The sequence below is a fragment of the Tenacibaculum gallaicum genome, assembly GCF_003387615.1.
GTDB lineage: Bacteria > Bacteroidota > Bacteroidia > Flavobacteriales > Flavobacteriaceae > Polaribacter > Polaribacter gallaicus.
The window spans coordinates 47124-61855 of sequence record NZ_QUNS01000003.1 but is presented as its reverse complement, the minus strand read 5'-3'; the positions used below and the strand labels follow the sequence as shown (position 1 = coordinate 61855).

The following is a 14732-nucleotide window of genomic DNA, read 5'->3' as shown; positions in this document are numbered from 1 at the left end:
CAGATAAAAAACATTTTTTTAAAAAACTATTATTTAACAGCAATCATACTAATTTCAACATTTACAAACTTAGGTAAGTTAGCAACTTCCACAGTTTCACGAGCAGGAGCAGTAGCATCGTTAAAATATTCACCATAAACAGCATTAATTTTTGAAAAGTTATGCATGTCTGAAATAAAAATAGAAGTTTTAATAACATTTTCAAATGTCATGCCAGCAGCGGCTAATACCTCTTTCATGTTTAGCATTACTTGTTGTGTTTCTACTTCAATAGAATCTAAAACTAAATCACCGGTTTCAGGATTAATCGCAATTTGTCCAGAAGTGTATAAAGTATTCCCACTAAGTACCGCTTGATTATATGGGCCAATTGGGGCAGGGGCTTTATCAGTTGTAATTATTTTTTTCATTTTTGTTAAGTTTCTGGATTAAAAATTTTGCCAAATATTTAATGTTTTAAAATAATACTCTATCTGGTGGTTTGTTTTTATCCCATTTTAAATCGCTCAATACTGAAGACTTCACCCCAATAAAGAAATTATAAGAAGAGTTAACACCAAAAGGAGTCCAGTTAAAATTAAATCGCCAGCTATCTAAATCTCTTGAAAAGTTTAATCTAGTATAAGTAAAAGCATTGTCTTTAACATCATAACCAGAAGAAAAACCAACTTTCCATTTAGGGGAGAGTTCTACATCACCACTAAACATTAACGTATTATTACCTATTTGGCTTGTTAATCCGTTATTCGTATAACTCATACTGTAAGCTAAATTAAGAGTCCAAGGTATTTTGGCTTTGTAGAGTTCTGTTTCTTTTGTTTCGCCTTCTTTATTTTTGTTATTGGTGTTGTTAGGAAACCCATTAGTAGAGCCTATACCTTCTCCAAAAACATCTGGTGTATCCTGTGCGCCATTTCCATTTTTGTTGTCAGCGTCATCTTCACCATCTTTATTCTTTTCAAAATCTTTACTAGAAATGGAATAATTAGCTGTTACCCCCAAATTAGTCATTCTAAGGAGACTACCGTTAAACTTATTTATTCTTTGTCCTTTGCTGTTTACTTGATACGGATCAAAAGTAGCATTCATGTTTAAAGCTAGCTTGTCTTTAAAAAGACGCGTACCAGCATTTGCTCTCACAGGAGACCAGCGTAAACTATCAGCAGCTATGTTATAACTTGTACTAAAGTTTAAATTGTTAAGAATGGTGATTTTTTTATCCTCTTCATCACTGTCAGGGTCTTTCGGTGCTACTTTAGCCTCTAAAACATTGTTTACGGAAATACCGATAGAATTTGAAACTCCACTTCCTGGTGTTCCATAAATACCTCCTTCAAAAGGAGAGTAGGTTAATAGATCATTTGGATCAGAACTTTGGCGAATTGTTAAATCATGATCATTAGCAAAATTAGGACGATATCCGTAAGAAATAGAGGGTCTAATTGTATGACGAATTGCTTTTAAACGACCTTTTTTAAAGTTAAATGTACCGTAGATGTTTGTAGATAAAGAAACTCCAAAATTATATTCATTATATCTAGTAAATCCACTAATAGTATCGTTAACTGCAGCTCCTAAATTACCATCACTGTTTATAGCAGTAGGGTCGTATCGCTTTTTAATTTGATCAAAGTACCAAACATCCTTATAATTCACACTAGGTGATAATGTAAAATATTTAAAAGCTTTTAAACTGGTATTGGTGCTTAAATTATGTTGTATACCTTTTTTTGCCGTTTCAAACATTTTAGCAGTAAAAAACTCGTCATCTGTGGTATTAATTTGATATTGACCTTGCATACTATAATTAATACCCATTTTTTGAATAGGGTTCTTTTTAATTCCACCTTTTCCAGCAAAAGGATAAATACGATCCATATTAAGTTGTAATGATGGAAGCGTCATAGTAATGGATTCTGTATTGGTATTTTGCGAATGAGTAGCAGTTACGCTAACATTAAAAGGAGTACCTACAAAATTTTTATAGTATGAAATAGATGAACTCAACGTGTTGTTTAAGAACTGAGAACTATTAAATTCGTTTAAAGATTGACGATAATACTTGCTACTACCTAAGTTAACAGAAGCAGAAAAACGAGAGTTTGGACTCGCCTTAGAATCTTGACTATGGCTCCATCTAAGGTTGAAATTGGTGGACTTTTGATAATCGCTTAAACCACGTATACCTCTAATAATATTTTCAAAACGAACACTAAAGTTTCCGCTAAATTTATAACGAACATAATAGTTAGAGGAAGCATTTAATCCCCAACTACCATTGGTATATAAATCTCCTAATACGGTTAAATCAAAGTAGTCACTTAAAGCAAAATAGTATCCTCCATTTTGCATAAAAAAACCTTGATTATTACTTTCTCCCCAAGAAGGAATAATAAACCCTGAAGTTCTTTTATCTGTTAAAGGAAAATATGCAAACGGTAAATATACAGGAGTAGGAACGTCTGCCAATACTAAATTACTACCACCAACAATAATCTTTTTACCAGGAACTAGTTTTGCTTTATTTGTTTGAATATAATAATCTGGAATTTTCTTTTTTGAAGTAGTAAAACGCAATCGACGCATATAAATAGTAGAGTCATTTACCCGTTTTGTTTTTTCTCCATAAGTAATAATTCCTGCTTGATTTGTTTTAACACCATAAACTAAAGCTTTCTTAGTTTTAAAGTTAAAAAGAATAGAGTCTTGTTCAGATTCTTGTCCTCCTTGCTTAAATTGAGGTCTTTGATGATACCCTGTGCTATCTTTTATACCTTTAGCATATACCATATTGTTTTTATAATCCAGAATAATAATTCCAGCTTTTAAGTCAATGTCAGTATATGTTACTTGGGCTTTATTATATAGGGTAATTGTTTTGTCTTTGGCGTTTTGTATGGTGTAATCTTCAGCATCATGAGTAATAATACCGTCAATTACTTCTTTTGGTTTAATAGAATCGTTAACAACAGTATCTCTTTTTTTGTTAATAAGAGCATTGCTTTTTAAACCTATTAAAGTGTCTTTAGGACTAGTAAATATAGAGTCTTTGCTAGTTTTTTGAGGAGTAATACCTTTCTTGCCAAATTCTTGTGCAGTACTTAATTGAAAACAAAAAAGACAGAAAGCTAAAAGTATGTAAGTTGGATTTGCTCGCAATATTATTAATACTATTTTTGTGTTATATTTAAAAACTTTGGCGTGTTATTTGAATGCCTATATTTTAAAAACCAAAAATAGTTAAATTTTATTGATGCAATTCTTAAATTTCCGTAAATATAATATCTCAAAAGTAAGCTTAATCATTCTATCCTTTTTTACTGTTTTGTATGGGGGAATATTATCGGTTTCAGCTCAAAAAAAATATACTGTTGTTCTAGATGCTGGTCATGGAGGAAAAGACCCTGGGAACTTAGGGAATGGCTTTAGAGAAAAAAACATAGCCTTAAAAGTAGCATTAGATGTAGGTAAGGAGTTGTTAACTTCAAAAGATATACAAGTAGTTTATACTCGCAAAAAAGATGTTTTTGTGGAGTTGCACAACCGAGCTAAAATAGCAAATGATAAAAAAGCAGATTTATTTGTATCTATTCACTGTGATGCTTTTAGGAGATCAGATCCGCATGGGGCAAGTACTTTTGTTTTAGGTTTAAGTGGAAATAAAGAAAACCTAGAAATAGCTAAAAAAGAGAACTCGGTAATTTTATTAGAGGATAATTATAAACAGAATTATGATTATGATCCGAACTCACCAGAATCAGTAATTGGTTTGTCTGTACTTCAAGAAGAAAACTTAGAAAATAGTTTAGGAGTTGCAGGTATAGTTCAAAATAATTTTGTGGCAATAAAAAGAAATAATAGAAAGGTAAAACAAGCAAATTTTTTAGTACTAAGAGAAACAGTTATGCCGAGTGTTTTAATCGAGTTAGGTTTTTTGACTAATAAAAATGAAGGTAAATTTCTAAACTCTAGAAAAGGGCAGATTAGAATGGCAAAGTCAATAGCTCAAGCAATAAGAAAGTACTTTGAACGATTAAAGTTAAATACAATTAGCGAAACCTTAACAGTTAATGCACCATTAGTGGAAGAGGAAGTTCCTACCCCAGTTATAAAAAAAGAGAAACTTAAGCAAATTGTCAAAAAAGAAAAAACATCACCAACATTAGTATCAACAGGTGTTGTGTTTAGAGTACAAATAGCTGCATCAAGAAAAAAATTATCAACAAACAGTTTTAAAGGATTAGAAAATGTTGAGTCTTTATTTATAGATAATTACTATAAATATTACTATGGAAACTCATCAAGTTTGGTAGGAATAAAAAAGGTTTTACCAAAAGTAAGAAGCAAAGGATATAAAGATGCTTGGGTGGTAGCTTTTAAAAATGGAAAAAGAATTTCAATTAAAGAAGCATTGAAAAACCGTTAATTTAGAGGTATTCTATATTTATACTCGCAAAATTATTATTATTTTCGCTCGTATAAATATATTTTATGTCTAAAGAACTAAAAACAGGAATTGTTGCTGTAGTTATTATTGCACTGTTTATTTGGGGGTATAACTTCTTAAAAGGACAAGATTTGTTCAGTGCTAATGCAAGACACTTTTTTGTAGAGTACAATAATATTAATGGTCTTAACGAGGCAAGTTCGGTAACTATTAATGGATTAAAGGTTGGTAAGGTAGATGAAATTCGCTTTAATGGAAACCCAGATAAAAAGGGGAACTTAATTGTGAAGATTTCATTAGATACTGACTTTAATTTTTCCAAAAACAGTATTGCTAAAATTTATTCAGCAAGTTTAATGGGGGGGCAAAGTTTAGCAATTGTTCCTAAATATGACGGAGAAATAGCCAAATCAGGAGACTTTTTAAAAGGAGAAGTTGAATCAGATATATTTTCATCAGTAGGTGAAAAATTGAATCCTATTCAGGCAAAACTAGAGAATGTTCTGGTTGGAGCAGACTCTTTATTAATAGGTTTTAATCAAGTATTAGATGAAAAATCTCGTAAAAGTTTAAATAGAAGTATTTTAGGGTTAGAGGGTACTATATATGATGTGCGTAAGACATTAGCCTCAGTAAATACATTGTTGGTAGATAATAAAGAAAACTTAAATACGACCTTTGCAAACACAAAAAAAATTACAGACAATTTTTCAAAAGTATCTGAAGATTTAGCAACAACTAATTTAGGAGAGTCGGTTAAAAAACTTGAAGCAACTTTGGTAAATGTTAATGGTTTACTAGCGAACATGAAATCAGGAAAAGGAACTTTAGGAAAGTTAATGACTGATGAAAAGATGTACACTAATTTAACAAATGCATCAAAAGAATTAGAAGAATTGTTAAGAGAAATGAAATTGAACCCAAAACGATTTGTACATTTTTCGTTATTCGGTAAAAAACCAAAACCATACAACGAGGAAAATAATCAAAGTAACAGCAGTAACTAAACAAAACAACGACTAAAATATTCTATAATCTCTTAAAAACTGAAGAAGTAATAGGTATAAATAGAGTAAAAAATAATTAAAGACAATGGAGAATTACTTGCCAAACCTCTTTTTTGCAATTATTTTAATTGCAGGTATAGGGTATTTTGTAATGAATGTTCGTAAGCTAATACGAAACATCAAATTAGGAAAAGACGTAGATAGAACAGATAGAAAACCTGAGCGATGGAAAAATATGGCAAAAATAGCTTTAGGGCAATATAAAATGGTACGCCGTCCAGTTTCAGGTATTTTACATATTGTTGTGTATGTTGGGTTCATCTTAATCAATATCGAAATGTTAGAAATTGTTATTGATGGATTATTAGGTACCCACCGTGTTTTTCAACCAATTATAGGAGATACTTTATACGGATTCTTAATTGGTAATTTCGAAGTGTTAGCGTTGCTAGTGTTTGTGGCAGTAACAATTTTTTGGTTCCGTAGAAATATTGAAAAAGTAAAACGTTTTTGGAACAAAGAAATGGAAGGCTGGCCTAAAAATGATGGTAATATCATTTTATATTTTGAAATGGTATTAATGACCTTATTCTTAGTAATGAATGCAACAGATGTTCCTTTTCAAGAAGCAGGAGTAGGAAATGTAGTATCACAGTTTATAGCGCCTTGGTTCGACGGATATTCGCCAGAAGCATTACATACTATCGAAAAAACAGCTTGGTGGTTACATATTGTAGGAATTTTGATTTTCTTAAATTATTTATACTATTCTAAGCACTTGCATATCTTGTTAGCTTTTCCAAATACGTTTTTTGCAAGCTTAAAACCAAAAGGACAGTTTAACAACCTTGAAGCAGTAACAAAAGAAGTAAAAATGATGATGGACCCAGATGCTGATCCGTATGCAATGCCTGAAGAAGGAGAGGACGAAGGAGAACCAGAGAAATTTGGAGCATCGGATGTAACCGATTTAAATTGGGTACAGTTGATGAATGCTTATACGTGTACTGAGTGTGGGCGTTGTACATCATCTTGTCCTGCAAACTTAACAGGAAAAGAATTGTCTCCACGTGCTATCATGATGAAAACACGTGATCGTTTAGAAGAAGTAGGAAAAAATATTGATGCCAATGGAGGAGAGTTTAAAGATGATGGTAAGCAGTTGTTAAACGATTATATTACTCCAGAAGAATTATGGGCATGTACAAGTTGTAATGCTTGTGTACAAGAATGTCCTATTGGTATCGATCCATTATCCATTATTATGGATATGCGTCGTTATTTAGTAATGGAAGAATCAGCAGCTCCGCAAGAGTTAAATATGATGATGACCAATATTGAAAATAACGGAGCACCTTGGCAGTATAGTCAAATGGATAGATTAAACTGGAAAGACGAAGAATAATTTTTTAATGACTAATTATGAACTACGAATAAGTAATAAATCGTAAGTTATAATTCAAAAAATCACAATTTATGGTAGTACCAACAATGGCAGAAATGATGGCTCAAGGAAAACAACCAGAAGTGTTGTTTTGGGTAGGAGCTGCAGGGAGTTACGATGATAGAGCAAAAAAAATAACAAGAGCCTTCGTAAAAATATTACAACAAGCAGGAGTTGATTTTGCAGTATTAGGTATAGAAGAAAGCTCAACAGGAGATGCAGCTAAGCGAGCAGGAAATGAATTTTTATTTCAAATGCAAGCTGTTACTAACATTGAAGTTTTAAATGCTTACGAAGTAAAAACGATTGTTACGTGTGATCCGCATTCATTCAATACACTTAAAAATGAATATTCAGAATTAGGAGGGAAGTATAAAGTGTATCACCATACACAATATATAAGCAAGTTAATCAAAGAAGGGCGTTTAATCATCGAAGATGAAAACTTAAATGGAAAACGTTTAACATATCACGATCCATGTTATTTAGGTCGCGCAAATGATGTATATGAAAGTCCACGTGAATTAATTCGTCGTTTAGGGGTTAAGATGACTGAGATGAAACGTCATAAATCAACGGCATTATGTTGTGGTGCTGGAGGAGCACAAATGTTTAAAGAACCAGAAAAAGGAGATAAAGATATCAATGTGTTACGTACAGAAGATGCACTAGAAACGAATCCACAAATTATAGCTACTGGATGCCCTTACTGTAATACAATGATGACTGATGGTGTAAAATTCAAAGAAAAAGAATCGCAAATACAAGTAAAAGATATTGCAGAGTTAATTGCGGAAGCTAATAACCTATAAGTTAAATAAAATATTTAGTGGTAAGAAAGCGTGTTACATTTTGTAATACGCTTTTTTTTGGCATAAAAATTGAAAAAAGATAAAGTCTAACTCAAAAAATAATTATGATGAAAAAACTACTTTATTTAGTTGTGGCAACTTTAGTATTAAACTCTTGTACAAAAAATACAGAACCTTGGGAAAAAGAACCATTAAATCTCGATGTAAGGTTTGTAGTAGCAACTGAAGAACAACACAACTCCATTTTAATAAAAGAAATAAATGATGGTTCTATTGGAGAAATAAGTTTTTATAGTAAAAGTGAAGGAAATGCTAATTTACCTTATGATAAAACTATAAATCAGGAGGTGAGCTATTATACAAAGGCTACTTTTTCTTATCAGGATAGAACAGTTTTAGAATCAATAGCAGAATATGAATCTTTTGTAGCATATGATGTTACCTTAAAAATGTTTGTAGAGGGGGAGTTAAAAGTAGAGACTACTAAAGCAATAGCTAAACCAGATGATACCGCAAGTATTTCATTTGATTTTAAAGAATACTTTGAAGACTAATACTTTCCTTTAATTCTATCTCTAAATTTTTCTTAAAAAGAATAGATTTGTTACCTATAAATATAAAGTTTTCTTAAAAGTGTATTACGAGAGTAGTACACTTTTTTCTTTGTAGTAAGTTTGTGAAAAATAATTCAAAAAAATAAAAGAATGAGATACCTTTTTACCTTTTTATGCTTAGTTTTATTAACGTCATGTGATGATACTGATTTCTCTCTTGACGGAAATGGAGCGGTTTCAACAATAACATTTAATATTACAAGTACGAGTAATGATAATAATGGAAGAATTAAAACTGTTTTTCTAGAATCAGGTTTCTTTAAGTATGATAACACTACAACAACTAATGTTTTTCCTTACAAGAAATCTTATACAGATGAAATCAACTTTGCAGCTAACTTAGCTTTTGAATACGAAGATAAAGCTACAGATAATTTTAGTGTTTATACAATAACAATGGAAATACTCAGAGATAACGTTTTGGTGGATAAAAAAGAATATTTTATAGATAAACCTGGAACAAAAGTAGGTTTTGATGCTGTAGTAAATAAGTAAACTACTCATATACTTTAAGAAAAAAGGAAAGCTGAGCTTTCCTTTTTTTATGTCTAAAAAACTTATCTTTGGAAATCATATTATTTCAATGAAAAACTATATAAAAGCAGCACGTTTACGCACCTTACCGTTGTCCGTCTCAGGCATTATTGTTGGAGCATTTTTAGGATTTAATAGCGTATTGTATGCAGACAGTACGATAAGCTTATTAGAATCTCCGATTTTTTGGTTAGCAATACTCACAACAATCGGTTTTCAGGTATTATCTAATTTTGCGAATGATTATGGAGATGGTATAAAGGGAACTGACGATAATAGAGATGGAGAAGCACGCATGGTGTCGTCTGGAGTTATTACCCCAAGGCAAATGAAAAATGCGATGTTAGTAACAGGAATCATTACATTGGTTATTGCACTGCTATTGATTTATGTTTCTTTTGGAAAAGATGATTTTTTATACTCGGTAATTTTCTTCGGATTAGGAATAGCCTCTATTGTTGCTGCTATAAAATATACCGTAGGGAAATCAGCCTATGGTTATAGCGGGTTTGGAGATGTTTTTGTTTTTGTTTTCTTCGGATTATTAGCAGTAGCAGGAACCTACTTTTTATACACTAAACAACTAAACTTTATTGTTTTCTTGCCAGCAATCACTGTTGGACTATTAAGTACTGCAGTATTAAATTTAAACAATATGCGAGATAGAGAAAACGATGCTAAATCAGGAAAAAACACACTAGTTGTAAAAATGGGAGCAGAGTCTGCAAAACTGTATCATTACTTTCTAATTGTAGTGTCTTTTATATTTGCACTATTGTATACGGTAATCAAGTTTCAATCACCATATCAATTCTTGTTTGTCATAGCCTATATTCCTCTAGTAAAACACCTATTTTTTGTGTATAAAAATAAAGAAGAAGCATTGTTAGATGCTGAACTTAAAAAAGTAGCGCTGAGCACCTTTTTATTTTCAATTTTATTTGGACTAGGTCAAATTTTGTAATTTTACTAACAAAAAAAATCAGTTTATGAAAATCACTTTTTATGGTCATGCATGTTTTGGAATTGAAATTAACGGAACACACGTACTAATTGACCCTTTTATTACAGGAAACCCTTTAGCTTCAAATATAGACGTAGATCAAGTAAAAGCAGATTATATTTTACTTACGCATGCACATCAAGATCATGTATTAGATGTAGAGCGTATTGCAGAAAGAACTGGAGCTATAATTGTTTCAAATTATGAGATTGTAACTTATTATGAAGTAAAAAAACTTAAAGGACACTCAGTAAATCATGGAGGTACTTATACTAATGATACCTTTTCAGCCAAATATGTAAACGCAATTCATACCTCTTCGTTTGCAGATGGAAGCTATGGAGGGCAACCTGGTGGGTTCGTAATTACCGCAGGAGAAAAATCATTATACATATCAGGAGATACAGCGGTAACAATGGATATGCAATTAATACCGATGTCAACCAATTTAACAGCCTCTATATTTCCAATAGGAGATAATTTTACAATGGGAGTTGATGATGCTATCATAGCTAGCGATTTAGTAATTTGTGATAAAGTAATAGGATGTCACTTTAATACCTTTCCACCAATAGAAATAAATACAGAAGAGGCTAAAGAAAAATTTAATCAAGCAAAAAAAGAATTGATGATTTTAGAAATTGGACAAACAATAACTATTTAAGTAAACTTTTTATTCAGTAATATATACATGAAAACAATCAAGATAATTTTAGGAGTCATAACTGTTTTAATTCTTGCGTTTTTTTTAACAGGGTTAGTGGTGCAAGAAGTTGTATATACCACAAAGGTAGAAGTCAATAAACCAATAGACAAAGTTTTTGCTGATTTTCAAAACGTTGAATTGATGCAACAATGGATGCCGGAAGTAAAATCGATAGAAACCTTAGAAGAAAAACCTAATAAAATAGGAAGTACCTATAAAATAGTAGTTGAAAACCAAGGCAAATTAGTCACCATGACTGAAAAAATATTGGAGTATAAAGAAAACGAACAAATTACATTTCATTTTGATGCTGAAAACATGTTAAAAACAGATGATTATGTATTTATTTCAAAAGGAAACGCTACTAAAATATTACAAACATCTACTTGTACTAGTGAGTCGTATATAATGAGTTGTTTATTTCCATACTTTAAAGGAGCACTAAAAAAAATGAGTCAACAATATTTAGAAAACTTTAAAAAAGCTTCCGAAGCTCACAACTAATACATTTACAATTGATAAAAGCTAACTACCACAAATACTTACTGAATTTTAAACAAGCTAGCGGAACTTCTCGTGGAGTTTTAAGAACTAAAGAAACCTGGTTTTTAATTTTAGAAAAAGAAGGGAAAAAAGGTTTTGGAGAGTGTGGTTTATTTCGCGGATTAAGTGTTGATGATAGACCTGACTATGAAGAAAAACTACAATGGGCATGTAACAATATTAATGTAGACTTAGAAAAATTGTTAACTGAACTCATTGAGTTTCCGTCGATACAATTCGGGTTGGAACAAGCATTCTTGTCCTTAGAAAGCAAAACACCATTTGAGTTATTTCCATCAGAATTAACTGAAGGAAAACAGCAGATTTCAATCAATGGATTAATTTGGATGGGAGATAAAGCCTTTATGCAAGAGCAAATAAAAAATAAGTTGCAGCAAGGTTTCACAACAATTAAAATGAAGATTGGAGCGATTGATTTTGATACGGAAATACAATTGTTGCAATCTATCCGAAAAGAATTTTCAGCCAAAGAAATAGAATTACGAGTAGACGCTAACGGAGCATTTTTACCTGAAAACGCTTTAGAAAAACTACAAAGGTTATCTGAGTTAGAATTACACTCTATAGAACAACCTATAAAACAAGGGCAGTGGCAAGAAATGGCTAGTTTATGTAAAAAAACGCCATTACCAATAGCTTTAGATGAAGAATTGATAGGTGTTTTTTCTTCCGAAGAAAAAGAAAAATGCATTGCTACTATCCAACCACAATACATCATTTTAAAACCAAGTTTGGTAGGAGGTTTTCAAGGAAGTAGCGAATGGATTAAGATAGCGTCTAATCACAAAGCAGGTAATTGGATAACCAGTGCTTTAGAAAGTAATATTGGGTTAAATGCAATAGCACAATGGACGTACACATTGAAAAATCCATTACCTCAAGGTTTAGGAACAGGAAGTTTGTTTACCAATAACTTTGAAAGTCCGTTAGAAGTTGCAAACGGAAGTTTAGGGTATAACACGAAGAAAAACTGGCACTTTAATATTTAACAATGAATTTTATACAACAAGCATATAAAGGAGAAAATAGCTGGTGGAGATGGTTGCTAACAATTTTGGTAGTAATGTCACCATTTATACTAAACTTTTCCATTTATTTTTTACTGCCAGAAGTATATAGTGAGTTAATGGAACAAACTGTTAACTTTCAAGGAGATAAAAATATTTTTTTACTTGAAAACCTAATACCATTCGCAGTATTAATGGTATTATTGTTAATATTTGTAAAGTTCTTACACCAACGATCAATTACTTCATTAATAACGAGTAGAAAAAAAGTAGATTTGAACCGTTTTTTTTATGGGTTTATCACCTGGTTTTTGGTTACTGTTTTTTTTCTTTTTATAGGTTACTTATTAGCACCAGAAGATTTTGTGTGGAATTTTAAACCTGTTCCATTTTTTATTTTACTGGTGATTTGTATTATTTTAATTCCAATTCAAACATCTTTAGAAGAATTACTGTTTAGAGGTTATTTAATGCAAGGGTTTGGGGTTTTAAGTAAGACAAGATGGTTGCCTTTAATTATAACTTCTGTTTTGTTTGGTTTAATGCATATTTTAAACCCAGAAGTATCCAAATTAGGCTACGGAATTATGGGCTTTTATATCGGAACAGGTTTCTTATTCGGAATCATTACATTGTTAGATGAAGGGACAGAATTAGCTTTAGGGATACATGCGGCTAATAATTTTGCAGCCGCAGTTTTGGTAGCTTCAAACTGGGCAGTTTTTCAAACAGATGCTTTGTTTATTGATTATTCAGAACCTAATTTAGTGTTTCAAATGATAATTCCAGTATTTTTAATTTACCCACTATATATTATAATATTACAAAAAAAATATGGTTGGAGAAACTGGAAAGAAAAACTATTTGGTAACATAGAAAAACCAGAAATAACTAAAGAATCATAAAACTATTCTGAACAAAGTGAAGAACCTAGCCTTTCATAATAGTTTTCAGTTGAACGGAGTATCTTTTTCTTCGAAAGATGAATTATTAACTTTTTCGAAGACTATAAACGATTCCATATATCAATTTTTATCGGATTGGTTTAGTGCTGATGATTTTGTCGTAGTGCAAACATCAGGCTCTACAGGGAAGCCAAAACCAATTTCGTTAAAAAAAGAGTTTATGATAAACTCAGCTAAAGCTACAGGAACTTTTTTTGACTTAGAAGAAAATACTACAGCTTTATTGTGCTTGTCAACTGATTATATTGCAGGAAAAATGATGTTAGTACGGGCACTTACCTTAGGGTGGAATATTGATGTAGTCGCTCCAACTTCTAAAGTTGAAATCAAGAAAGAATATGATTTTTCTGCGATGGTACCTTTACAATTACGAAGTTCTTTGGGAGAAATACCTAAAATAAAGAAACTCATAGTAGGTGGCGGTGTTGTGGAAAACGATTTAATTGAAGCAATTCAAAATTTATCCACTGAAGTTCTCACGACTTACGGAATGACAGAAACAATAACACATATTGCTGTTAAAAAGCTAAATAATGTCATTTCGAACGATAGAGAGAAATCTCACTATAAAACATTACCAAACGTAAAACTGTCCCAAGATAATCGTAATTGTTTGGTTATTGATGCCTTAAAAGTTTCTTCAGAAAAAATAATTACAAACGATGTTGTTCGTTTAATATCAGAAACTGAATTTGAATGGTTAGGACGTTATGATAATGTAATTAATTCTGGGGGAGTTAAGCTTCATCCAGAAAAAATAGAAGAAAAACTCTCTAAAATAATCATTAACCGTTTCTTTGTAATCGGTATTCCAGATAAAAGGTTAGGGGAGAAGCTAATTTTAGTAATTGAAGGAGAGGAAAAGAATGTCACTTTAAAAGAAGTAAGAAAGCTTAAAGAACTCTCTAAGTATGAAGTTCCAAAAGAAGTTTATTTTGTGGATGAGTTCATAGAAACCGAAACAAAAAAAATCCAACGTAAAAAGACATTGGATTTAGTGAATTTATAGTTTTTTATCTATCAACATCTAAAAACTTCTTGTCATCAAAAGCTTTTTTATAATCAGTTAAACTCATACTGAATCGTTCAGCAGTATAGTTTTTTTCTTTGTCTATTTTATAAAGTTTACTTTTTCTACTTATTTCCATAGAATTAGCCACAAAGAAAATAGAATCGGTAGTGACGTTTGTTACTTTTACGGTAGAATAAGCGTTGTCTGATGATTTATATTCAATTATGTCATTTATTTGAGGAGCATTGATATAGGTAACAACATCTTTACCGTGTTGTTGTACAGAATAGATTCCGAAGAGAATTATTGCTCCCATTAATAAAGAACCTATCCAATGTGTAAATGGAGTTTTTGCATTTCGTTTTACATTGTCGTGAGCTAACTTTAATTGTTCGCTCATGTTTTTACGTTCGTAAGTAGCTTTACAATGATTACATTCAGAGACACCTTTTTTACCTATAGGAAAAATAGGAATCCAATAAATGTAAAAGTATTTACCAAAAATACTAATGGTGTGAGTGTTTTGCTGTTCGCAGTGATTACATTTTACACCACTAATTTTTTCGCTGTGTAAATGTGCTCCTTTAGTTCCGTAGAAAATCATAATAGTGAGAAGT

15 protein-coding genes are annotated in these 14732 nt (G+C 31.3%); 12 read left to right on the top strand and 3 right to left on the bottom strand.

Going from position 1 to position 14732, the window contains the following annotated elements; all coding sequences use genetic code 11:
* Nucleotides 1-29 precede the first annotated feature (29 nt).
* Both C7448_RS07190 and C7448_RS07185 read right to left on the bottom strand, forming a co-directional pair.
* Entirely contained in the window at nt 30-410 is a 381-nt protein-coding gene (locus C7448_RS07190; RefSeq protein ID WP_115900697.1) for a Rid family detoxifying hydrolase, read from the bottom strand.
* Between the two features lie 46 nt (nt 411-456).
* Nucleotides 457-3159 carry a putative LPS assembly protein LptD gene (locus C7448_RS07185; RefSeq protein WP_211321895.1) on the bottom strand — a complete coding sequence of 901 codons (2703 nt, stop codon included), beginning with the start codon at nt 3157-3159 and terminating at the stop codon, nt 457-459.
* Nucleotides 3160-3253: 94 nt separating this feature from the next.
* Between C7448_RS07185 and C7448_RS07180 the strand changes: the two genes are divergently transcribed.
* The 12 genes from C7448_RS07180 (at nt 3254) to C7448_RS07125 (ending at nt 14112) form a co-directional block, all read left to right on the top strand.
* The gene (locus C7448_RS07180; RefSeq protein WP_115900696.1) at nt 3254-4426 is read left to right on the top strand and encodes an N-acetylmuramoyl-L-alanine amidase family protein; all 1173 of its coding nucleotides are present in this window, start codon (nt 3254-3256) and stop codon (nt 4424-4426) included.
* 65 nt (nt 4427-4491) lie between these two features.
* Nucleotides 4492-5454 carry an MlaD family protein gene (locus C7448_RS07175; protein ID WP_115900695.1) on the top strand — a complete coding sequence of 321 codons (963 nt, stop codon included), beginning with the start codon at nt 4492-4494 and terminating at the stop codon, nt 5452-5454.
* Between the two features lie 85 nt (nt 5455-5539).
* Nucleotides 5540-6859, top strand: a complete 1320-nt coding sequence (locus C7448_RS07170) for a 4Fe-4S dicluster domain-containing protein (RefSeq protein WP_115900694.1) — start codon at nt 5540-5542, stop codon at nt 6857-6859.
* 71 nt (nt 6860-6930) lie between these two features.
* Nucleotides 6931-7710 carry a (Fe-S)-binding protein gene (locus C7448_RS07165; RefSeq protein WP_115900693.1) on the top strand — a complete coding sequence of 260 codons (780 nt, stop codon included), beginning with the start codon at nt 6931-6933 and terminating at the stop codon, nt 7708-7710.
* Between the two features lie 107 nt (nt 7711-7817).
* Complete coding sequence (locus tag C7448_RS07160) at nt 7818-8264, top strand: hypothetical protein (protein ID WP_115900692.1); 447 nt, start codon at nt 7818-7820, stop codon at nt 8262-8264.
* Between the two features lie 150 nt (nt 8265-8414).
* Nucleotides 8415-8819 (top strand): hypothetical protein, encoded by a 405-nt coding sequence (locus tag C7448_RS07155; protein ID WP_115900691.1) that lies wholly within the window; start codon nt 8415-8417, stop codon nt 8817-8819.
* 49 nt (nt 8820-8868) lie between these two features.
* Nucleotides 8869-9822, top strand: coding sequence for a 1,4-dihydroxy-2-naphthoate octaprenyltransferase (gene menA, locus C7448_RS07150; protein ID WP_245939446.1), 954 nt, complete (start codon nt 8869-8871; stop codon nt 9820-9822).
* 25 nt (nt 9823-9847) lie between these two features.
* Entirely contained in the window at nt 9848-10525 is a 678-nt protein-coding gene (locus C7448_RS07145) for a metal-dependent hydrolase (protein ID WP_115900690.1), read from the top strand.
* 27 nt (nt 10526-10552) lie between these two features.
* Nucleotides 10553-11071, top strand: coding sequence for an SRPBCC family protein (locus tag C7448_RS07140; protein ID WP_115900689.1), 519 nt, complete (start codon nt 10553-10555; stop codon nt 11069-11071).
* Nucleotides 11072-11082: 11 nt separating this feature from the next.
* Nucleotides 11083-12120: an o-succinylbenzoate synthase gene (locus tag C7448_RS07135; protein WP_115900688.1), complete on the top strand. Its 1038-nt coding sequence runs from the start codon at nt 11083-11085 to the stop codon at nt 12118-12120.
* 2 nt (nt 12121-12122) lie between these two features.
* On the top strand, nt 12123-13043 hold the full coding sequence (locus tag C7448_RS07130) for a CPBP family intramembrane glutamic endopeptidase (protein ID WP_115900687.1): 921 nt from the start codon (nt 12123-12125) through the stop codon (nt 13041-13043).
* 16 nt (nt 13044-13059) lie between these two features.
* A complete protein-coding gene (locus C7448_RS07125) occupies nt 13060-14112 on the top strand; it encodes an AMP-binding protein (protein WP_115900686.1) in 1053 nt (350 codons plus the stop codon).
* 4 nt (nt 14113-14116) lie between these two features.
* On the opposite strand, the gene C7448_RS07120 is transcribed toward C7448_RS07125, so the two are convergent.
* Entirely contained in the window at nt 14117-14719 is a 603-nt protein-coding gene (locus tag C7448_RS07120; protein WP_115900685.1) for a zinc-ribbon domain-containing protein, read from the bottom strand.
* Nucleotides 14720-14732 lie beyond the last annotated feature (13 nt).